Annotated in this window: 15 protein-coding genes and 1 tRNA gene; 1 reads left to right on the plus strand and 15 read right to left on the minus strand. The window is 72.6% G+C overall.

What is annotated here, in order from left to right:
* Nucleotides 1-116 precede the first annotated feature (116 nt).
* The 11 genes from SHK17_RS16885 to SHK17_RS16935 form a co-directional block, all read right to left on the minus strand.
* Nucleotides 117-4,829, minus strand: a complete 4,713-nt coding sequence (locus tag SHK17_RS16885) for a DUF4082 domain-containing protein (RefSeq protein ID WP_322920079.1) — start codon at nucleotides 4,827-4,829, stop codon at nucleotides 117-119.
* Nucleotides 4,830-4,997: 168 nt separating this feature from the next.
* Nucleotides 4,998-6,011 carry a glycosyltransferase gene (locus SHK17_RS16890; protein ID WP_172266231.1) on the minus strand — a complete coding sequence of 338 codons (1,014 nt, stop codon included), beginning with the start codon at nucleotides 6,009-6,011 and terminating at the stop codon, nucleotides 4,998-5,000.
* On the minus strand, nucleotides 6,008-7,129 hold the full coding sequence (locus SHK17_RS16895) for a DegT/DnrJ/EryC1/StrS family aminotransferase (RefSeq protein WP_322920080.1): 1,122 nt from the start codon (nucleotides 7,127-7,129) through the stop codon (nucleotides 6,008-6,010). The genes SHK17_RS16890 and SHK17_RS16895 overlap by 4 nt, the downstream gene beginning before the upstream one ends.
* The gene (locus SHK17_RS16900; RefSeq protein WP_322920081.1) at nucleotides 7,126-7,770 is read right to left on the minus strand and encodes a NeuD/PglB/VioB family sugar acetyltransferase; all 645 of its coding nucleotides are present in this window, start codon (nucleotides 7,768-7,770) and stop codon (nucleotides 7,126-7,128) included. The genes SHK17_RS16895 and SHK17_RS16900 overlap by 4 nt, the downstream gene beginning before the upstream one ends.
* Nucleotides 7,767-8,963: a DegT/DnrJ/EryC1/StrS family aminotransferase gene (locus SHK17_RS16905; protein WP_322920082.1), complete on the minus strand. Its 1,197-nt coding sequence runs from the start codon at nucleotides 8,961-8,963 to the stop codon at nucleotides 7,767-7,769. Before SHK17_RS16905 ends, SHK17_RS16900 begins: the two co-directional genes overlap by 4 nt.
* Complete coding sequence (locus SHK17_RS16910) at nucleotides 8,960-9,979, minus strand: dTDP-glucose 4,6-dehydratase (RefSeq protein WP_172266240.1); 1,020 nt, start codon at nucleotides 9,977-9,979, stop codon at nucleotides 8,960-8,962. The genes SHK17_RS16905 and SHK17_RS16910 overlap by 4 nt, the downstream gene beginning before the upstream one ends.
* Nucleotides 9,976-11,106: a Gfo/Idh/MocA family protein gene (locus SHK17_RS16915; protein WP_172266243.1), complete on the minus strand. Its 1,131-nt coding sequence runs from the start codon at nucleotides 11,104-11,106 to the stop codon at nucleotides 9,976-9,978. Before SHK17_RS16915 ends, SHK17_RS16910 begins: the two co-directional genes overlap by 4 nt.
* Nucleotides 11,103-11,732 (minus strand): acyltransferase, encoded by a 630-nt coding sequence (locus tag SHK17_RS16920; RefSeq protein ID WP_172266246.1) that lies wholly within the window; start codon nucleotides 11,730-11,732, stop codon nucleotides 11,103-11,105. The genes SHK17_RS16915 and SHK17_RS16920 overlap by 4 nt, the downstream gene beginning before the upstream one ends.
* Nucleotides 11,729-12,571 carry a glycosyltransferase gene (locus tag SHK17_RS16925; protein ID WP_172266249.1) on the minus strand — a complete coding sequence of 281 codons (843 nt, stop codon included), beginning with the start codon at nucleotides 12,569-12,571 and terminating at the stop codon, nucleotides 11,729-11,731. Before SHK17_RS16925 ends, SHK17_RS16920 begins: the two co-directional genes overlap by 4 nt.
* Before the next feature lie 138 nt (nucleotides 12,572-12,709).
* Nucleotides 12,710-13,300, minus strand: coding sequence for an aminoacyl-tRNA hydrolase (gene pth / locus SHK17_RS16930; RefSeq protein ID WP_172266252.1), 591 nt, complete (start codon nucleotides 13,298-13,300; stop codon nucleotides 12,710-12,712).
* 141 nt (nucleotides 13,301-13,441) lie between these two features.
* Nucleotides 13,442-14,140 carry a 50S ribosomal protein L25/general stress protein Ctc gene (locus tag SHK17_RS16935; RefSeq protein ID WP_322920083.1) on the minus strand — a complete coding sequence of 233 codons (699 nt, stop codon included), beginning with the start codon at nucleotides 14,138-14,140 and terminating at the stop codon, nucleotides 13,442-13,444.
* A gap of 289 nt (nucleotides 14,141-14,429) precedes the next feature.
* Between SHK17_RS16935 and pepN the strand changes: the two genes are divergently transcribed.
* Nucleotides 14,430-16,838 carry an aminopeptidase N gene (gene pepN / locus SHK17_RS16940; protein ID WP_322922049.1) on the plus strand — a complete coding sequence of 803 codons (2,409 nt, stop codon included), beginning with the start codon at nucleotides 14,430-14,432 and terminating at the stop codon, nucleotides 16,836-16,838.
* Between the two features lie 122 nt (nucleotides 16,839-16,960).
* Here the strand turns inward: pepN and SHK17_RS16945 are convergent, their stop codons facing one another.
* The 4 genes from SHK17_RS16945 to SHK17_RS16960 form a co-directional block, all read right to left on the minus strand.
* Nucleotides 16,961-17,932, minus strand: coding sequence for a ribose-phosphate diphosphokinase (locus tag SHK17_RS16945; RefSeq protein WP_172271184.1), 972 nt, complete (start codon nucleotides 17,930-17,932; stop codon nucleotides 16,961-16,963).
* A 94-nt stretch (nucleotides 17,933-18,026) separates the two neighbouring features.
* Nucleotides 18,027-19,463 carry a bifunctional UDP-N-acetylglucosamine diphosphorylase/glucosamine-1-phosphate N-acetyltransferase GlmU gene (glmU, locus tag SHK17_RS16950; RefSeq protein WP_322423058.1) on the minus strand — a complete coding sequence of 479 codons (1,437 nt, stop codon included), beginning with the start codon at nucleotides 19,461-19,463 and terminating at the stop codon, nucleotides 18,027-18,029.
* Between the two features lie 67 nt (nucleotides 19,464-19,530).
* Nucleotides 19,531-19,914 carry a hypothetical protein gene (locus SHK17_RS16955; RefSeq protein ID WP_322920084.1) on the minus strand — a complete coding sequence of 128 codons (384 nt, stop codon included), beginning with the start codon at nucleotides 19,912-19,914 and terminating at the stop codon, nucleotides 19,531-19,533.
* An 889-nt stretch (nucleotides 19,915-20,803) separates the two neighbouring features.
* Nucleotides 20,804-20,882 (minus strand) — tRNA-Gln (locus tag SHK17_RS16960).
* Nucleotides 20,883-21,154: the final 272 nt, after the last annotated feature.

Genomic DNA, 21,154 nt, shown 5'->3' on the forward strand with positions numbered 1-21,154 from the left:
CCTCGCTCCCGGTGCCGGGCTCCGCTGCGCCTGGTGGCGCGGTGGTGTCCCCCACTACTGTCTCCCCCACTGTCACGGCCCGCCCCCTGGTCGGCTCGTGGATGCGTCGTCCGACGTCACTGCGACGCGCGGAACACCACGTCCACGAAGTAGTTGGTGGCCGCGTGCGACTGGTTCGGGACCACGCCGCCCGAGCCGTAGCGGTAGCGCCCGTTGTTGCCGGACGGGGCCGTCAGCGGGCCGGCCACGTGGGGCTCGGAGAAGTAGCCCGACGTCGCGGAGTAGCGCCCGTCCGGGGCGTGGTAGGACACGACGTAGGTCTCCCCCGCGACGACCTCGACCGGCGTGGTGAACGGCGCCGTCTGCCATCCGCTTGCCGTCTCGTCCGTGAAGGTCACGTGGCCGATCCGCTCGCCCTCGGCGTTCCACAGCGACCCGGTGTGGGTGCCCGTGTTGCCGGCGCCCTTGAAGAACCTCACAGCCGTCACCAACCCGTCCTGCGAGGCCGTGAACGCCGTGCCCAGCTCCACGGCGTCCGGGTCGTTGACCGCCTCCGTCGCGGGCGTCAACCCGTCGAAGAGCGAGGTGGTGCCCGCCGCGACGGTGCGCATCGTCCAGGTCTGCGTGGGCAGGACGGCCCCGTCGGTCGAGGTCACCCCCGCGAGGGTCGCGGTGTAGTCGGTGTCGGGACTCAGCGGGTCCGTCGGGGTGAACGTGATCGTCCTGCCGTCGGGCGAGAGCGCCGCGGCGCCCGGCACGTCGCCGCTGCCGTTGCTGAGCGACAGCGACCAGCCGTCGGCCACCGGCGCCGTGAGCGTGATCGACGGCCTCGCGGTGAGGGCGACGTCGGTCGCCCCGGCAGCCGGCGAGCGGGAGCCGACGGCGATGCTGGCGGCGTCGCGCTCGAAGACCACGTCCACGAAGTAGTTGGCCCCGCCCCACGAGTAGCTCGGGAACCCTCCGCCGGTGCCGTAGAGGTAGCGGCCGTTGTCGGCCTGGGGCGCAGTCAGGTCACCGGACGTCCACGGGCCGGAGAAGAAGTTCTGGGTGTAGGAGTAATGACCAGCCGGCGCGTAGTAGGACGCCACGTAGCGCGTCCCTCCCTGCACCGGCACGGGGGGCGACAGCAGGGCGGTCTGCCATCCCGAGGCGGTCTCCCCGATGAAGGTCGCCTGCGTGATGCGCTTGCCGTCGGGGCCCCACAGCGAACCGGTGTGGGTCCCGGTGTTGCCGGCTCCCTTGTAGAACCGGATCGCGGTGATGACGCCGTTCCGGCTCGGCGTCAGCGCCACCCCGAGCTCCACCGGGGCTCCGTCGGCCGCGGACTCGACCGCCGGCACCTCGTCGCTGAAGAGTGTCTGCTCGGTCAGCGAGTCGGCGCTGCGGGTCTGGAACGTCCATGACTGAGGTGCCAGGGCCGCTCCGTCCTGGGAGACCACTCCGGTCAGGCTCACCGCGATCGTCGCATCGGCGGGCAGCTGGCCGGTGGGCGTCCAGACGAGCTCCGTCCCGGACGGGCTCAGGGCCGCGGAGCCGGGCAGGGTGGACCCCGCGCTGCTGACGGTCATGGACCACCCGGTCCCGATGGGGTTCGTGAAGCCCACCTTGACCTTCGAGCCGCGCGGCACGCCGATCGCTCCCGGGGCAGGGTCCTGTCCGGTCAGCGCGATCGCCGGTGCGACCTTCTCGAACACGACGTCGACGAGGTAGCTGGTCGAGGACGAGCTGCCCGGGAAGCCGGTGTCGTAGGTGTAGGCGCCCGCCGTCGGCCCCACGCGCAGCGGCGACCTGGACAGGTCGGCCGCCGCGAAGGCGTTGGGCGTGGCGGAGTAGCGGCCCACGGTCGTGCGGTAGGACGCGACATAGGTCGTGCCCTGGCGCACCGAGATCGGCGAGGGGAACGTGAGCGTCTGCCATCCGGTCGTCGACTCGTCGGCGAACGTGCCGCTCGCCATCGGACTGCCGTCAGGCCCCCAGAGCGTGCCGGTGTGCGGCCCGGTGTTGTTGATGCCCTTGTAGAACCGCACGCCCGTCACCTGCCCGTTGGTGTCCGGCGTGAACCGCACGCCGAGGGTGACCGGGGAGCGGTCGGCGTCCTCGAGGAGCGTCGGGGTGAGCGAGTCGTCGAACAGCGTGCACGGGCACACCCCGGGCGGGTTGGGCGGCTTCACGGTCGTGAACGACCAGGTGTCGCCGGAGGCGACGGGGTTGCCGGAGGTGTCGGTGCCGGTGACCTTGGCCGTGTGCTTCACGAAGCCGGCGAGTGGGCCGGCCGGCGTGAAGGTGACGGTCCGGGTCGTGGCGTCGTAGGTCGTGGTGCCCGCGACGGCGGCGCCGTTGGCGTCCTTGAGCGTCAGGCCGGCGGAGCCCGGGGTGAGCGGCTTGGAGAACTTGGCGCTGACCGTCGTGCCGGTCGGCGTGCTCGAGGAGCCGGGCAGCGGTGACTGGTTCATCGCGAGCAGCGCGGAGCTGTCGGTGGTGGTGAAGGTGACGTCGACGAAGTAGTTGGCGTTGTTCTGGCTCGCGTCGGGGAACTGCCCCGGATTGGCGTAGAGGCCACCGGCCGGAGCGCCGTACCCGCCCTCGACCAGCAGCGCACCCGTCTCGCGCGAGCGGGCCGCGAAGCCCCACGTCTCGAGGGCGTAGTGGCCGTTGGGGGCGGTGTAGGAGGCCACGTAGGACTGCCCCGCAGCGACCGTCACGGGGGTCTGGAACTGCACGGTCTGCCAGCCGGTGGCGGACTCGTTGCCGAAGGTCGCCTGACCCAGCCGCTCGCCCGAGCTCGACCAGAGCGACCCGACGTGGGTGCCGGTGTTGCCCGCACCCTTGTAGAAGCGGACCCCGGTCACGAAGCCGTCGGCCAGCGCCACGAAGCGCACCCCCAGCTCGACGCCGGACGAGTCGTCGGCGGCGGCGACCTTGGGCGCCTCGGCACCGAAGATGCTGCACGGGCACTGGGCGTTGAACGCCCGCGTGACCACGGGCCCGATGTTGGCCGAGTCGTCCATCGCCCGGACCCGGACCGGTGTGCTGCCGAGGCCGCGCTGCAGGAAGGTGTAGGTCCAGCTCGTGGTGCCGGTGGCGGCGCTCCAGGTGTCACCCCCGTCGACGGAGACCTCGACCCCGGCCACGCGACCACCGCCCGCGTCGGTGGCCGTGCCGGTCACCGTGACGGACTGGCCGTTGGGCTGGTCGGCCCCCGCGGCGGGGCTCGTGATGGTCGCCGTCGGACCGGTCGTGTCGCTCGACTTGGTGGCGGCGACCAGGCCGCTCATCAGCGTGCTCGGCTGGACGCCCATGTCGGCGAAGAGGTTGACCTGGGCCTGCTGCATCCGCGGGTCGGCGGGCTCCTTGGCGTAGACCGAGTCGTGCTCCTCGTCCAGGCCCCACGTCCACTGCACGGAGCCGGCGCTGAACACCAGCGCACCGCTGGGCGCCTTGTAGAGCGTCAGGTTGTGCCGCGTGGTGCCGGCGGCCACCGTGTTGCCGAAGTCCTGGAGGTACTCCGGGACCTGCCCGACAGTGGTGGACAGGCGCACCAGTCCGTCGGGCCGGTGTCCGTTGTCGACGTCCTCGTTGGACTCGTAGCCGACCGTGTGCGGCGCGAGCGTCGCCGTGCCGCTGGACATCGAGGCGAGCGGCGTGTGGCGCCACAGGCGCAGCTTGCCCTCGTCGGCGCTCACCTTGACGGCGAGGTCGCTGAAGTTGACCTGGTACTGGGTGCCGATCAGGGCGTTCTCGGGCACGCCGGCCCCGCGGCTCGGGGGCGCGAACCGCGGGTCGCGGAAGGTGCCGGTCCACTCGGGGTCCGGGTCGATCTTGGCGCTGCTCCAGGTCTCCTTGTAGGAGGTGAGGGTGCGGTAGGCGGTGTTGCTGCCGTCGATCGAGGGCTGGTAGCGGGTCTTCCAGTAGCCCTCGTTGCCGGCCAGGAACTGCAGGTGCACACCGGCGTCGCGGGCGGCCTCCATGTTGGCCCGCTGGGCCTTGCTCCAGTACTCGTCGTGGCCCACCGACAAGAACACCTTGTGGTTCTTGATGAGGTGGCCGCGACGGTCGGTGTCGACGCCGGCGATGTAGGAGACGTCGTAGCCGTTGCGCTCCATGAAGCGGACCATGGCGTACTCCGCCGACATGAAGAAGTCGCGGCCGTGCTCGCGGCCCCGCGTGAGCATGGGGCGGTTGTAGCTGACCTGGTAGGCGCGCCCGTGCGAGCCGCCGCCGTAGAAGTACGCCCCGCCGTAGGTGTTGTAGGCCTGCCAGGTCGGGTCGGCGGTCTGGAAGACGACGTCGGAGGTGCTGGCGTCGTCGCGCACGATGAACGTGATGTGGCTGCCGTCGCCGGTCGCGCGCTTGAGGTGGGCGATGTAGACGCCCGAGACGGCGGTGGCCGGGACGTTCCACGAGGCGGAGACCCCCCAGTTGCCGCAGTCGTAGAGGTCGGTCTGCACGTCGGTGATGCAGCTGGGCTGCGTCTGGGGCAGGCGGGCGCTGGGGGCCACCGAGGTGATCTTGCGGGCACCTAGGCCGCCGTAGTAGCCCATGCGGTAGATGTCGATGGTGTAGGCCGACGCGGAGGTGTCGATCTTGAAGTCGATCCGCTGGCCGACGTTGACCGAGATGTCGGTCGCGAACCCCTGGATCTCCGGGTCGCCGGCGCCGTCGATGTCCCACACGTCCGGGTCGGTCCCGCGCTGCAAATTCTCGCAGGCGATCTTGTTGCCCCCGGGAGCGCAGGGGTCCGCCGCGTTGGCAGGCGCGGGCCCGCCGAGGAGTGCGGGGCCCACCAGTGCGTTGAGCGTCCCCACGAGCAGGAGGGCCGACGCGCGCATGCCCCACGAACGCACTCGAGCCGTCATCGACCTGGCCATGCCATCACACACCCCTCCACCGCGCGGCAGGTGCCGCCGTCCTGATCCTGGTCGCCCCGGCCCCGGCCTGTGCCTGCCGGCGGGCGATATCCCCACTTTTCGGTGCCCGCACCCGGCGCACGGCCGGGCTCACACCTCGGCTGCCGCCACTGCGGCGGCCGTGGCCGCGGCGACCGCCCCGCCCGAGCGGGGGCGCGGCAGCGGGACGGAGGTGATCCGCAGCTGCGGCGGGTCGCTCACCTTGGTGACCGTCCGTGCGGCGGCGGCGACGAGGTCGCGCTCCTTGAGGCTGTCGGCGTCGCGCGAGATGCACAGGTCGCGCAGCGCGAGCTCGAGCGCGATGGTGAGCTGGTGGTCGTCCACGTGCTCGCCGTGCATCGACCGGCGGGGCACCAGGATGGGGCAGCGCCCGTTCTCCAGGGCCATGAGCGCGATGCCGGTCCCGGCGTGGGCCACGACGACATCGGCCGCGCGGATCGCCGCGGCCATCTCCTCCGACGGGACCCGCGTGCGGGCATCGATGTCGAGGCCGGTGGTGTCGGTGCCGCCCGTCTGCCAGAGCACCTCGGTGCCCGCGGGGACGATGGCCACCAGCCGGTCCAGCAGGCGGCGGAAGCCGTAGCCCTCCTGGGTGCCGAGGCTGACGACCATCGAGCGCACCGGGCGGGGCTCGGTGGGCACGGTGTCGTACAGCTCCCACGGGGAGGCGAGGTACTGCCAGTGCCCGCGTGTCAGCGAGCTGGACTGGCTGAACGTGGTGATCCCGGGCACCATCGCGAGGGCGCGGCCGGACAGGGAGGGCGCATCCAGCCTGGTGGCGCTCTCGATGTAGACCGTCTCGATCCCGCGCAGGCGGGCCTGCGGCAGCACCGCGAGCGCCAGGGCCGCGCCGGTGCTCACGACCAGCGAGACGTCGTGGTCCTTGAAGAGCCGGCGGCAGGCGAGGGCGTTGCGGGCGAGGGCCGCGGTGTCGCGCGGCGGGCAGGGCATGGCCCAGTGCACGCGCTCCCCGGCGAGCAGGGACTCCGTCTGCGGCGTCCGTGGGGTGACCCACACGACGTCGTCGCCCACGCCGAGCCGAGGGCGCAGCGTGTGCAGCTGCATGAGGTGACCACCGTCGTTGGCCACGAGCAGCGTCGTCATGCGGTGTCCCCCCGGACGGCCGAGCGCAGGACCTCGACGACCCGGTCCTGCATCGCCTCGGTGAGGTGCGGGTGCATGGGCAGCGAGAGGATCTCGCCCGCGGCGGCCTCCGCCACGGGCGCCGTGCCGGGCCCGAGACCGAGGTGGGCGTAGGCGCCGGTGAGGTGCACGGGGTAGGGGTAGTGGATGCCCGCCCCGATGCCCGCCCGGGACAGCTCGGCGAGCACCCGGTCGCGCTCGGCGACCCGGACGACGTAGAGGTGCCACACGTGCTGGCCCTCCGCGCCGAGGAGCGGGCGGCGCACGCCGGGGACGTCGGCCAGCAGGGCGTCGTAGCGGGCGGCGGCGCGCACGCGCAGCTCGTTCCACTTCTCCAGCCGGTCGAGCTTGGCGCGCAGGTAGACGGCCTGCACGGTGTCGAGTCGCGAGTTCATCCCGATCACGTCGTGGACGTAGCGGGTCGAGGACCCGTGGTTGCGCAGCCGCCGTACCTCGGCGGCCATCGTCGCGTCGTCGGTGGTGACGGCGCCGGCGTCGCCGGCGGCGCCGAGGTTCTTGCCCGGGTAGAAGCTGGTGGCCGCGATCGCCCCGAGGCCACCGGCCCGGCGTCCGCCCACCCGCGCCCCCTGGGACTGGGCGGCGTCCTCGACGAGCGGCACCCCGGCCGCATCGCAGATCGCGGCGAGCCGCTCCATCGGGGCCAGCTGGCCGAAGAGGTGCACGGCCACCACGGCCTGCGTGCGCTCGGTGATGGCCGCCTCCACCCGGTCGGGGTCGAGCAGCAGCCGGTCGTCGTCGACGTCCACGGGCACCGGGACGGCCCCGATGCGCGAGACGGCCTCGGCCGTCGCGACGAACGTGTTGGCCGGCAGCAGCACCTCGCCGCCGGGTCCGACGCCGACCGCGCGCAGCGCGAGCTCCACGGCGTCGGTGCCGTTGCCGACGCCGATGCAGTGCTCGGCCCCGACGAAGTCGGCGTACTCGTGCTCGAAGTCGGCGACCGGGGGTCCGTCGACGAAGGCGGTGGCCGCGAACACCGCGGCCATGCCGGCCTCAACCTCGGCGGCGATCTCGGCGTGCTGGGAGGCGAGGTCGACGAAGGGGACGTGCGCGTTCATGCAAGGACTCCTGTCCGGATGGGGCGGGCGGGGACGCCCACCCAGGTCTGTCCTGCCGGGACGTCGGAGAGGACCACGGACCCCATCCCGACAGTGGCTCCTGCGCCGATGCGTACGCCTTGGCGCACGGAGGCGTTCATGCCGATGTAGGCGGCTTCTCCCACGTGGACGTCGCCGCCGAGGGACACCCCGGCGCAGAGGGTGGCGTAGTCCTCCACCACGTCGCCGTGGGTCAGCGTGACGTGCGGCATCAGCACCACGTGCTCGCCGACCTCGACGTCGGCGGTCAGGACGACCCCGTCGAGGGCGATCGAGCCGGTGCCGATGTGGCAGCTGCCGGGCAGCACGATCCGCGGGTGGATGATCGAGGTGTAGCGCTCCGGGGCCAGCCCGAGCATGCCCAGCCGGGTGGCGACCCGTCGCCGGTGCCCGCCGCGGCCCATGGCGAGCACGACCTCGTGGTCGACGAGTCCCGGGACCAGGTCGACGGAGCCGAGCACGGGCGTCAGGCCGTGGAGCGTGCCCCACGTGGCCGTGTTGTCGTCCACGATGCTGACGGGGCCGTCGTGGTTCATCAGGACCGCCACCGCGGTGGCCTCGCGCGCCAGCCCGCTGGCGCCGACCAGGACCAGGCCGCTCATGCTCGCCACGCCGCACCGAGCGCGTCGCAGACGCGGGTGAGCTCGGACTCGGTCATCTGGTGGAACAGCGGCAGGATCACCGTGCGGTCGGTGAGCCGATCGGTCACGGGGAGCGGGACGTGGTCGCGGTGCGCGTGGGCCGGCTGCCGGTGGGCGGCCATGATGCCCCGCCGCGCCGAGATGCCTGCTCCGGCCAGGTGCGCCATGAGCTCCTCGCGGTCCATCGGGTGGTCGTCGAGCACCTCGAGCCAGCAGGACTGGAAGTTGCTCGTGCCCCACGCCGGGTCCGCCACGAGCCGCAGGCCGGGCAGCTCGGCCACCACGTCGGCGTAGCGGGCGGCGAGCTCGCGGCGGCGGGCGACCATCGCCGGCAGCCGAGACAGCTGGACCAGCCCGACGGCCGCCTGGATGTCGGTCATCCGGAAGTTGAAGCCGATCTCGGAGTAGGACTCCGGTGGGGCCAGCACGCTCGCGTGCCGCTCGGCGGCCGAGCTGCTCATGGCGTGCTCGCGGAGCCGGCGGGCCCGCTCGGCCCAGTCGGCGCGGGAGGTGGTGAGCATCCCGCCCTCCCCCGTCGTGAGCACCTTGCGCGGGTGGAAGGACCAGGCGGCGATCTCCGCCTTTGACCCCGCCGGACGGCCGTGGGCCGTGGATCCCGCGGCGCAGGCGGCGTCCTCGATGACGGTGATGCCGAGCGGGTCGCACCAGGCCCGGATGGCGCGCAGGTCGAGCGGCATCCCGCCCTGGTCCACGGCGATCACCGCACGCGTCCGAGCGGTGACCGCCGCGGCGATCGTGGCGGGGGTGACGTTGCCGGTCGTGGGATCGACGTCGGCGAAGACCGGGACCGCGCCGACGTAGGTCGGGGCGTTGGCCGTGGCGACGAAGGAGAAGGACGGCACGACCACCTCGTCGCCGGCGCCGATCCCGGCGACCACGAGGGCGAGGTGCAGCGCAGTGGTGCAGTTGCTGACCGCGACCGCGTGCGCGGCCTGCTGACTCTCGGCGAAGGCGGCCTCGAACGCGGCCACCCGCGGTCCCTGCGCCACCCAGCCGGAGCGGATGACCTCCGCGACGGCGGCCACCTCCTCCTCGCCGAGCCACGGCTGCATGACGTGCAGCACGGGCTCGGTCCGAGGCTCCACGGGGTGCTGCACGGGGTGCTGCACGGGGTGCTGCACGGTGTCCGTCATGCCGGCACCCAGTTCCGGTCCTCGATGCGCGCGAGCATCTCCTCGGGCGACTGCGGGCGGGTGCGGAACCAGGCGACGAGCTCCTCGACGCCCTCCGCGAAGTCCACGCTCGCCCGCCAGCCGGTGAGCGAGCGCATCCGTGAGTCGTCGACGATGAGACGTCGTACGTCGCCGGGCCGTGCGTCGAGGTGCGTGGCAGCCGGACCCTCCAGCCCCACGACGCGCGCCACGAGCGTGGCGAGGTCGTTGATGCTCACCTCCGAGCCCGAGCCGAGGTTGAGGGTCTCCCCCACCGCGGCGTCGCACTCGGCGAGGGCAACCAGGCCGGCCGCGGTGTCGCGCACGTGGGTGAAGTCGCGCGACTGCTCCCCGTCGCCGAAGACCAGCGCGGGCAGGCCGCAGAGCGCGCGCACGATGCTGCGCGGGATCACCTCGCCGCTGTCGCCCTCGAAGTGGCTGCGCGGGCCGTAGGTGTTGAACGGCCGGGCGACCACGACGGGCATGCCGTAGGTGCGCCAGTGGGCCCGGGCGTAGGCCTCGCCGGCGAGCTTGCCCCCTCCGTAGACCGTCTCCGGGTGCGTCGGGTGCAGCTCGTCCATGGGGGCGTACTGGGCGGTGCCGTAGACCTCGCTCGAGCTGACGTGCACGAACCGGTCGACGTCGCGGTGCAGCGCGGACTGCAGCAGCACCAGCGACCCCTCGGCGTTGGCGCGATGGTTGCCCATCGGGTCGTGCAGGCTGTGCCGCACGCCGAGGCAGGCGAGGTGGAAGACGACGTCGACGTCCTCGAGCGCCTCGTCGGCGTCGGAGACGACGTCGCCGACCCGGACCTGGAGCCGGTCGTCCTCGACGTGGTCGTGGAGGTGCGCGAGGTTCTCCAGGGTGCCGGTGGCGAGCGAGTCGAGCACCCGCACGTGGGCGGCCCCGGTCGTGTCCAGCAGCGTCGTGACGAGCTGGCTGCCGATGAACCCGGCACCGCCCGTCACCAGGACGCGGCGTCCGTCGAGGTTGCTCATCGCACGACCTCCAGCACCGGCTCGGGAGCGGCGGACGGGGACGGCGATGGTCCGGCCGGGACCATCGCGCCGGCGTCGTACGTCGTGCCGGCCTGCGCGGCGAGCCGGTGCGAGGCCTGCTCCAGCACCTCGAGGACCCGGAGCCCGGAGCGGCCGTCGGTCAGCGCCGGGCGGCCCTCGCGGACGGCGGCGGCGAACTCGGTGACCATCGAGCCGAGCGCCTCGCGCTCGGGCAGGGCGGGCGACCAGGTGTCGCCGAGCCGGTAGGACACCGACGAGGCTGTGCGGTCGCTGCCGCCCACCGACGTCCGGGCGAGGTCGACGCCCCGGTCGTAGATGCTCAGCCGCTGCTGCGGGTTGAGGTCGTCCCAGACCAGGGTGCGGCGGGACCCGCCGATCACCATCTGGCGGATCTTGGTGGGGCTGAGCCAGTTGACGTGCACGTGCGCGAGACCGTCCTCCGGCAGCGGCAGCGTCAGGTGGCCGACGCACGCGCGGCCCGCGCCGATCGGGTCGGCGCCCGTCGCGCCGATGCCCGTCGTCGGGAGCCCGCCCGGGAGCACGAAGTCGAGGATCGCGAGGTCGTGCGGCGCGAGGTCCCACAGGACGTCGATGTCGGGCTGGACCAGCCCGAGGTTGATCCGCACCGAGTCGACGAAGTGGACCTTGCCCAGCTCGCCGGTCACCACCAGCTCGCGCATCTTCTGCACGGCCGGGGTGTAGCAGTAGGTGTGGTCGGTCATCAGGACCAGGCCCTGCGCCTCGGCCAGGTCGACCATCGCGCGGCCGCTGGCCACGCTGTCGGCCAGTGGCTTCTCGACCAGGACGTGCTTGCCGGCGCGCAGCGCCTCGAGCGCGATGCCGTGGTGCGTACGGGCCGGGGTGGCGATGGCGACCGCGTCGACGCTCGGGTCGTCGAGCACCCGCTGGACGCTGTCGGTCACCTCGATGTGGGGACCGGCGACCTTGCGGGCGCGCTCGAGGTCGAGGTCGCACACCAGCCTGACGTCCCAGTCGGCGGAGCCGCCGAAGTTGCGGACCAGGTTGGGTCCCCAGTAGCCCGCGCCGATGACGGCGACGCCGAGCCTCCCCCTGCTGCCCACCGTGCTGCTCGAGCTCCCGCTCATCGTGCCTCCTCCAGTCGTCCGTCGATCTCCACGTACACCTCTGCCGACACCGGGCAGATCCACCGGTCCCGGGTGTCCGACACCAGCGGCACTCCGCTGCGGCCGACCCAGCCGACCCGGCGCGCCGGGGCCCCCACGACGAGCGCGTGGTCGGGCACGTCGCGCGTCACGACCGCTCCCGCACCGACGCTGGCCCAGCGTCCGATGGTCACCGGTGCGATGCACACGGCGCGGGCGCCGACGGCGGCGCCCTCGCGCACGGTCACTCCGACCGCCTCCCAGTCGTCGCTGCCCTTGAGCCGGCCCTCGGGGGTCACGGCGCGCGGGTAGGTGTCGTTGGTCAGCACCACGGCGGGGCCGATGAACACGCCGTCCTCCAGCACGGCCGGCTCGTAGACCAGCGCCTGGTTCTGCACCTTGCAGCGCTCGCCGAGGCGGGCACCGGGTCCGATGTAGACACCGCGGCCGAGGACCGTGTCGGCCCCCACCTCGGCGCCGGCGCGGACGACCGACAGGTCCCACACCTGTGAGCCGGGCCCGACGCGGGCGCCGTCCTCGACGGTGGCGGTGGGGGCGACGAAGGCGCCGCCTGCCCTGCGGGGCTTCGGATGGGACAGCGTTGTCATGTGCGGGAGCTCTCGTCTCGTTGCCAGGTGGTGAAGTCCCCGGCCTTCAGCGCCCTGCGGGCGCCCAGCTGGGCGGCGGCGTGGACTGCCACGAACACCGGGAGTCGGAGGGCCAGGCCGGGCCGGCTGACGGCCAGGCCCAGGAGGGTGCGGACGCCGGTGCGCGAGGCCGGGCGGCGGACGCCGAGCCGGCCGGCCTGGGCGTTGCCGGTGGCGATGCGCACGCGGCGTCGTACGAGGTCGCGCAGGGTGCGCGGCGGGTGGACCACGGCGACCGCGCCGGGCACGACGCGACGCTCGGTCCCGCTGAAGGAGTCGGACATGCCGAGGTCGTCGCTCATCATCCGGGGCAGCGCGCTGACGCGCGCCTGCGCCTGCTCGGACAGGACGACGACGCCGCGGCCGAAGAGGCCGGACTCGACCTGGGGCAGCGCCTCCCAGACGTCGTAGTACCACCGCACCCAGCGCGAGCAGCCGGTGCGCGGCACGTCGCGCCGCGGGGCGGTGGCCAGCACCTGCTCGGCGGTGATGGGCTCGATCAGCCGCAGCGCGGCGGCGCCGGTGAGCTCGATGTCGGCGTCGAGGTGGATCCGCGGGAAGACGTCGGTCGCGGCGTTGCCGACCCGCACCGCCTCCGCCTTGGACGGCTGCTGGATCTCGATGACGCGGGCCTGCGGGTCGGCCTGTCGGGCGGCCTCGGCGGTGTGGTCGGTGCACCCGTTGCACACCACGACCACGTCCAGCTCGGCGCCGCTCGTGCCCTCCCGCAGCGCACGCAGGTTGCGCCCGATGGTGGCCGCTTCGTTGTGCGCCGGGATGATGACGCTCGCAACAGCCACCAGCAACTCCCCACGTCGAGTGCCGGACCCCACGCCGGCACAGTCAGATCTTGTGGATCCGGACGCCGGTCGAGGCCCGCACGCGGGGGCTATCGCCAGAATTGGGGAGCACGCCGTGGGGCGGCTCGACCCGTCGGGTCAGGAGTTGAAGCGCTGCTGGGTCTTCTCGAGCCCGTCGGTGATGATCGACTCGACCGCGTCGGCGGCGTCGGAGACCTGGAACGGCAGCTCCTTGCGCTCGGTCGTGGAGTAGTTGGACAGCACGAAGTCGGCCACGTCCTGGCGACCGGGCGGGCGGCCGATGCCGGCCCGCACCCGGTAGAAGTCGCCCGTGCCGAGCGAGGAGCGCATGGACTTGAGTCCGTTGTGGCCGTTGTCGCCGCCGCCGAGCTTGATCCGCAGCGTCCCGAAGGCGATGTCGAGCTCGTCGTGGATCGCGATGACGTGGTCGGGGGCGACCTTGTAGAACGTGGCGAGCGCCTTCACCGGCCCGCCGGACTCGTTCATGTAGCCGCGGCCGCGGGCCAGCACCACGCGCGGGCCGCCCAGCGAGAGCCGGCCCTCGACGACGTCGGCGCGGCCGGTCTTGTGGCTCCGGAACGGGCTCCCCATCCGGCTCGCGAGCTCGTCGGCGACGAGGTAGCCGATGTTGTGGCGGTGCCCGGCGTAGGCCGGGCCGGGGTTGCCCAGGCCGACCACCAGCCACACGCCGTCCGCTGCCTCACTCATGGGGTCATCCTTCCAGTCCTGTCCGGCGCGCCGACCGGGCACGTCGTGCCCGTCACGCGCAGCGACCGGGCGGTTCGTGCCCGTGTAGCGGCACGAACCGCCCGGTCGGCGGTCGACACGGGCACGACGTGCCCGGTCACGTCACTCGGAGTCGGAGTCGCCCGACTCGGCCGACTCGCCGGAGTCGGCCGCGATGGCCTCCTCCTGCGCCTCGGCGATCTCGGCGTCGGAGACGTCGTGCTCGATGCCGGCGTCGGCCTCGGCCTCCTCCAGCTCGGCCTCGAGGGCCTCGGCGGAGATCTGCTCGGTCACGTTGACGATGAGCAGGTCCTCGTCGGCGAGCAGCGTGGTGCCCGAGGGGAGGTTCAGGTCCTTGGCGAGGATCTGGGTGCCGGCGGCGGCGCCCTCGACGGAGACCTCGAAGAATTCGGGGATGTGGGTGGCCTCGGCCTCGACGGAGACGACGGTGTTCTCGTTGACGACCAGCGTCTCGGAGGCGGCCTCGCCCACGACGTGGATCGGGACGTCGACGGTGACCTTCTCGCCGCGGCGGACGGCGACGAAGTCGAGGTGCTCGATGACGCGGCGGATCGGGTCGATCTGGACGTCCTTGGTCAGCGCGAGCTGCTCGGAGCCGTCGACGTCGAGCGCGAGCAGCGCGTTGGCGCCACCGTGCTTGAGGGCCATCATCGTCTGGTGGCCGGGCAGGATCACGTGGACCGGCTCGTTGCCGTGGCCGTAGATGACGGCGGGGATCTTGTTCTCGCGGCGGATGCGGCGGGCGGCGCCCTTGCCGAACTCGGTGCGGGGCTCGGCGGCGATCTTCTCGGGGGCAGACATCATCTTCTCCTGGGTCGGGTCGGTGGAGGCTGTGGGGCCTGGCGCTCCGGAGACGACGAACGCCGCGCTCCGGATCGAGAGCGCGGCGCGATGGGGCGGCCGGCCCAGTCGATCACGGAGTCCCAGTCGTCCGATGGGCTCCCTCGCCGAGGCAACTCAGGAACTCTAGACCGTACGGCGGGCGCGGTCGAATCCCCGCCCCCGAGCGGCCCGGCAGCCGCACGCAGGTCGCGGGCGCGGGCCGGAGCACGTCGCTGGAGCCGGTCACTAGGGTGGCCCGGTGCCCCTGATGCTCCCCGAGGCGCGTGAGCGCGCCGACCTGCTGACCGACGTCCACACCCGGCTCCACCTCGACCTCACTTCCACCGAGGACTTCGGTGTCGAGGCGACGATCTCCTTCCGTTGCACCCGTCCGGGCGCCGACTCCTTCCTGGAGCTCAACGGCGCCTCGGACGTCACCCTGGACGGCGAGCCGGCTCCCTACGCCGACGGGCGCATCGCGCTGACCGGCTTGGGCGAGGACAACACGGTCCGCGTCACCGCGCGGATGCCCTACGTCACCGACGGCGACGGCATGACCGTCACGGTCGACCCCGCCGACGGCGAGCGCTACGTGTGCGCGCACACGTCGATGGACATCGCCCAGAAGGTCATCCCCTGCTTCGACCAGCCCGACATCAAGTCGACGTTCGCGCTGCGCGTCACGGCGCCGTCGCACTGGACCGTGCTGGCCAACGGACTGCTCGAGGGGCGCGAGCCGGGCGACACTGGCGACACCTGGACGTTCGCCACCACCCCACCCTTCTCGTCGTACCTCTTCACCCTCGTCGGCGGTCCCTGGGTGTCGGTGACGTGGGACGAGCCGTACGCCCCCGCGCCGGGCGGCACCCTGCCGTTCGGCTGGCACGCCCGCGCCTCGCAGGAGCGCGAGCTGCGCCGCGACGCCGACGAGCTGCGCCGCATCACCAGCGCCTGCTTCCAGCACTACACGACCGTCTTCGAGCCGGAGTACCCCTACGCCGACTACCAGCAGGTCTTCGCGCCGGGGCTCAACTGGGGTGCGATGGAGTTCCCCGGGTGCGTGGTCTTCCGCGACGCCTACCTCCCGCCGGGCACGCCGACCGAGCTCGAGCGGGAGTGGGTCGCCTCGACGATCGCCCACGAGATGGCGCACATGTGGTTCGGCGACCTCGTGACCATGAGGTGGTGGGAGGACTCGTGGCTCAACGAGTCGTTCGCCGACTTCATGGGCTTCGACGTCGCGGGGATCGCGGCCGGCTACACCGACGCATGGACCTCGGCCGCGATCACCCGCAAGCCGACCGGCTACCGCGCGGACCGCCGTCGCTCCACGCACCCGATCGCGGAGGACACCGAGAAGGTGGTCGACGTCGACACCGCCTTCGCCAACTTCGACATGATCACCTACGCCAAGGGCAACTCCGCCCTCGCGCAGCTCGGACACTGGCTGGGTGAGGAGGACTTCCTCGCCGGGGTCAACACGCACCTCACCACCCACGCCTTCGGCAACGCCGACCTCGCCGCCTTCCTCGACTCGCTCGACTCCGCGACCGAGCACGACGTCCGGGCCTGGGCGGCGGCATGGCTGCGCACGACCGGCTTCGACACCCTCGTCGTGACCCGTGACGGCGGCGTGCCGGTCCTCTCCCGCGAGGGCTCGCGGCCGCACCGCCTCACCGTCTCGGCGTACGACGACGCGATGCGGCTCGTCGGCTCCCGCGACGTCCAGCTGGGCGACGAGCCGGTCCGGCTCGAGGAGTTCGCCGGCCGCGTCGTGGTCCCCAACTCCGGCGACGAGACCTTCGCCGTGATCCGCCCCGACGACGAGTCGTGGGCGGCGATCACCGCCGGCCTGTCGTCGGTGGAGTCGCAGCTGACGCGGGCGATGCTCTGGTGGACCGCGATCGACCTCTGCGAGGCGCGGGTGATCCCGGTCGACGACCTGGTCGCGCTCGCCGACCGGCACCTGCGCCCCGAGACCCACCCGCTGGTCTTCGAGGGGGTCGTGCGCAACCTCCAGCTCGTCATCCGGCGCTACGACGAGCCGAGCGAGGTCGCCGCGCACCTGGCCGTGGTGGCCGACATCGCCCGCGGTGCCGTCGAGGGAGGCGACCCCGCCCTGGCTCCGGGGGCGTCACGGGTGCTCGCCCGGCTCAGTGCCGACGCGGGCTTCCTGACCGACTGGCTGGGCCGCGACGACGTCGACCAGACCGTCCGCTGGGCGGCCGTCCACCGGCTCGCCGAGCTGGGCGACGCGTCGTCCATCGACGCCGAGGCGGAGCGCGACAAGTCCGTCGCGGGCCACCATGCCGCGCTGACCGCCCGCGCGGCCGTGCCCACCGCCGAGGCGAAGGCCGAGGCGTGGGAGCGGCTGATGAGCGGCGACCTCGGCAGCCACGAGTTCGACGCCGTCGCCGCCGGGTTCTGGGGCTGGGAGCAGGCCGACCTGGTCCACCCCTACCTGTCGCGCTACATCACCGACGGCCTCGAGCTGGCCCGCCGGTCCGGTCAGGCGATGGGCGACGTCATCGGCGACGCCTTCCCCCGCCTGCCGCTCACCCCGGACGTACGCCGCGAGCTCCGCGCCGCCGTCGCCTCCGCCCTCGAGGGCGAGGTGCCCACGGTCCTGGCCCGGGCGTGGAACGACGCGCTGGACGACCTGGACCGGACGTTGTGAGGGTGGGGTCGCCTGTCTCTGGAGTCCCCGGATATCCGGTGACCGCCGTGCCTACAGGTAGAGATCTCGACCTCTGAGCACGGAACTCGGGTGCAAAGCCCGACCCGCGCCGTGCCGTACGACTACGCGTGCCCGTCGAACATCGACGTCACGGACCCGTCCTCGAACACCTCGCGGATGGCCCGAGCGATCAGCGGCGCGATGGACAGCGTCGTGAGCTTGTCGAACTGCTTGTCGGCGGGGACCGGCAGGGTGTTGGTCACCACGACCTCCATCGCGGAGGAGTTCTTCAGCCGGTCGACCGCGGGGTCGGACAGGATCGGGTGCGTCGCGGCGATGATGACGCCGGCGGCGCCCTCGGCCATGCACGCCTCGGCGGCCTTCACAATCGTCCCGCCGGTGTCGATCATGTCGTCGGTCAGGATGCAGATCTTGCCGTGCACGTCACCGACCACGCGGTTGGCGACGACCTCGTTGGCCACGTCGATGCGGCGGGTCTTGTGGATGAAGGCCAGCGGAACGCCGCCGAGGCGGGCCGACCAGCGCTCGGCGACCTTGATCCGGCCGGCGTCCGGGGAGACGACGGCCAGCTGCTGGTCGCCGTACTTCTCCTTGACGTAGTCGGTGAGGATCGGCAGCGCCATCAGGTGGTCGACGGGGCCGTCGAAGAACCCCTGGATCTGGTCGGCGTGCAGGTCGACGGTGATCAGCCGGTCGGCGCCGGCGGTCTTGAACAGGTCGGCCATCAGGCGGGCCGAGATCGGCTCGCGGCCGCGATGCTTCTTGTCCTGGCGGGCGTAGCCGTAGAACGGCATGACCACCGTGATCCGCTTGGCCGAGGCGCGCTTGAGCGCGTCGACCATGATCAGGTGCTCCATGATCCACTCGTTGATCGGCGCCGTGTGGCTCTGGATCACGAAGGCGTCGCAGCCGCGCACGGACTCCTCGTAGCGGACGTAGAGCTCGCCGTTGGCGAAGGCCCGCGCGTCCTGCGGGACGAGCCCGCACTCGAGGAGGTCGGCGACCTCGTGGGACAGGTCGGGGTAGGCCCGCCCGCTGAAGACCATGAGGTTCTTCTCCGTGGTCCGCTTCATTCCGGTCACGCGACGCGACTCCTGACTCGGGGGGCTCGTTCGGAGGTGCTGGACAGGATTCTCGCCCACCTGCCGGCCATCCCCAACCCCGGGGTCACCCCTCGGTCTTCTCCTGCCGTTCACGTGCGGTTCGGGCGGCCTCGGCCTGCGCCGTGCCGGCGCGCCGCGACTCGGTCCAGCCCTCGAGGTTGCGCTGCGCCGAGCTGCTGACGGCGAGCGCGCCGGCGGGCACGTCACGGCGTACGACGGTGCCGCCCGCGGTGCCTGCCCCGTCCCCGACCGCGACCGGCGCGACGAAGGTGTTGTTGGAGCCGGTCTTGGCGTGCCGGCCGATCACCGTGCGGTGCTTGGCGACGCCGTCGTAGTTGGCGAAGATCGTGCCGGCCCCGATGTTGGTGCCCTCGCCGATCTCGGCGTCACCGACGTACGACAGGTGCGGCACCTTGGCGCCGTCGCCGATCTGCGAGTTCTTGGTCTCCACGAACGTGCCGATCTTGCCGCCCGTGCCGAGCTGGGTGCCGGGGCGGAGGTAGGCGAACGGCCCGACCGAGGCGCCGTCGCCGACGACGGCGAGCTCGCCGTGCGTGCGTACGACGCGGGCGCCGGCGCCGATCTCGCAGTCCTTCAGCGTGGTGTCGGGACCGATCACGGCGTCCTCGCGCACGACGGTCGCGCCGAGCAGCTGGGTGCCGGGCAGGATCGTGGCGTCGGGCTCGAGCACCACGTCGGCCTCGATCCAGGTCGTCGCAGGGTCCATCACCGTGACGCCGTCCCGCATCCAGCGCGTCACGATGCGGCGGTTGAGCTCGCGGCCGAGGTCGGCGAGCTGTGCACGGTCGTTGGCGCCGGCGGTCTGCGCGACGTCCTCGATCAGGTGCGCGCCGACGGTGAGCCCGTCCTCGCGGGCGAGGCCCACGGCGTCGGTGAGGTAGTACTCGCCCTTGGCGTTGTCGTTGCTGATCCGCGCGAGCGCCGTGACGAGGAACTCGGCGTCGAAGGCGAGGATGCCCGAGCTGATCTCGTCGATCTCGCGCTGCTCCGGCGTCGCGTCCTTCTCCTCGACGATGGCCTCGACGTCACCCTCGTGGTTGCGGATGATCCGGCCGTAGCCGAACGGGTCCGGCAGCCGGCCGCTCAGGATGCTCACGGCGCGCTGCGCGGCCTCGTGCTCCGCGGCGAACGCCTTGAGCGACTCGCCCTCCAGGAGCGGGGTGTCGCCGGCGGCCACGATGACGGTGCCGGTCGTGGTGCCCGAGGCCTCCATCGCGACGCGTACGGCGTGACCGGTGCCCTCCTGCGTCTCCTGCACCGCCAGCACCGCGTCGGGCACGAGCTCGCTGATGTGGGGGCCCACCTGCTCGCGCTGGTGCCCCACGACGGCGACGACGCGGGTCGGCTCGACGGCCTGCACGGCGCGGAGCACGTGGCCGATCATGGAGCGTCCCGCGACGGGGTGCAGCACCTTCATGGTCTTCGACTTCATCCGGGTGCCGCCGCCGGCGGCGAGGACGATGACGGTGAGGTTGTCCATGGGCGCAGTCTGTCACCGGCAGCGGGCGCGCTGGCCAATCGTGTGGGTCCCGCCCACGTGCTCCCGCTCAGTCGGTCCCGCGGGCGGGATCCCCGAGGCGTCGCCTGAGGACGACCTCGAGCGCCCCCACCGAGCCAGCCATCTCGTCGAGCTCCTCGGAGCCGACGACCTCGCGCCACTCGTCACCCTCGCGCCCCAGCACCACCGGCGCACCGGTCGACGCGACCGCCCGCCGCAGCCCGTCGTCGAGCTCGTTGAGGTGCAGCAGCCGCACCGGGACGGGCAGGCTCGCCGCCATCCGGTCCCACTCCGCCTTGCGGCGCACCGTCGAGTGCGTGATGTCGCACAGGCTGCAGTGCCGGGTCCCCCGGAGGCGGCCCCAGACGTACGCCGCCTCGCCGAGCAGCCCGCCGTCCGCGTCGTACACGCCGACGAGCTCGGAGATGGCCATGCCCGCGACGCTACCGGGCGCCGCCCCGCGACGTTCCCGGGTGACCGCCGGCCGGCGCGAATACCGGTCGCGACGGTGCCGCGGTCCGGCGATCATCGGTCCATGGACGACGAGGAGTACGCCCGAGAGCTGTTCGAGATCCTCACGCGGGCGCCGGACCCCGACGTCGCGCCGTGGCAGCTGGGCGACGACTTCATCGACCGCAACGACGGCTTCGGCACCGATCTCCGAGTCACCGCCATCGACGTCGTCCCGGGGGCGTACGGCAGTCAGCTCGACGTCGCCTTCGTCCTCGACGTGCCGTACCTCGGTGACGCACCGGCCACCGGGTCTCTGTTGCTGCCGCTCGACCGCGAGTGGCGAGGGGTGTGCGGCTACGAGATGCCCGAGGACTACGCACCCATCGTCGCCATGCGTCTCATGCGCAGCATCCACAAGCACGTCGAGCCTCGTCGCGACGGACCGCGACCCCGCCGGGACCTGCCGCCGCGGGACGTGCAGTGGGACCTCCTGCTGGAGCGGCTGAACCGGGAGGGCGAGGCGGAGGAGGTCGCTCCGGGTCGGATCGTCGTACGACCGTCGTCGGGACGGACCGACCTGACCGTCATCCTCACGCCCGAGCAGTGGGAGCAGGTGCTCGACCGCCACGGCATCCCGCAGACCGGGACCTTCGACTTCTACGACGAGCTGCTCGGGTCGACGTGCCGCGACCAGCGGTTCCTGGTCTTCTGGGAGGGCGAGCTGGTGGCCTCCACCCGGGAGCAGCTCCCACCCACGACACCACCCACCACGCCCCTGCGGGGAGATCCGCCGACGGCTCGCGGAGGCGAAGGCGACCGGCGCCACGTTCGGGTGGTTCGCCTACCGCCCCGACGCCACAAAGGAAGAGCTCCCCGGGTAGGAGTCGAACCTACGTCGCTAGTCCTGATTCAAAGTCAGGCGGGCCCTGCCGGCAGACCAACCGGGGAATGTCCCGCCAAGCCTAGGGCCCGCCTCGGGCGGGGCTGCCGAGACCCGGCAGACCAACCGGGGAATGAGCGCCAGGCCTAGGGCCCGCACCGGGCGGGACTGCCGAGACCCGACGCCTTTGCTGACGTGTGACGAACCGGTCGTCGGGGCGACCGCATCGTCACACGTCCGACCTCGAGCCCGAACGCGGGACGTTGTACGGTGCGCGCCACCGTCGGCCCCGTCCGCGTGCCGACGCGCGCACGGCCGCACCCGCCGGCCGGGCCTCCGC

The sequence above is a fragment of the Nocardioides renjunii genome, assembly GCF_034661175.1.
In the GTDB taxonomy this organism is placed as follows: domain Bacteria; phylum Actinomycetota; class Actinomycetes; order Propionibacteriales; family Nocardioidaceae; genus Nocardioides; species Nocardioides renjunii.